1 protein-coding gene is annotated in these 321 nt (G+C 41.1%); it reads left to right on the top strand.

The genetic code is table 11. The annotated features are described in order from the left end of the window. Positions 1-321, top strand: a 321-nt coding sequence (locus CWC11_RS23090; RefSeq protein WP_212748107.1) for a hypothetical protein, incomplete at both ends; no start/stop codon positions are given.

The raw sequence follows: 321 nt of genomic DNA on the forward strand, positions 1-321 counted from the left end.
CACAACGATATGTTGAAATGTGTTTATTTGCTTGCCCATCTGCACAAAGCGAGCTCTAGCTACATTCGTCAGTTAGCGAGAGAAAGTGATGTTTGGTCAACCGATCTTAGAGTGTATTATCCGCGAAAAGACTTTGAATTTAGTGAAGAGTACTCAGGTTACCTTTCAGAGCTTTACGCAAACATACTTTTCGACCAACCACTTAAAATTCGAAGATTGGTCAAGTGTCTGGATGTATGTATTGAAAAACTGACTAATCACGCTGATTCTGAGTGGATTGCTCCGTTTCTGAAACATCGAACGATAGACTCCGATGCCCCA

This window comes from Pseudoalteromonas sp. S3178 (assembly GCF_005886985.1).
GTDB lineage: Bacteria > Pseudomonadota > Gammaproteobacteria > Enterobacterales > Alteromonadaceae > Pseudoalteromonas > Pseudoalteromonas carrageenovora.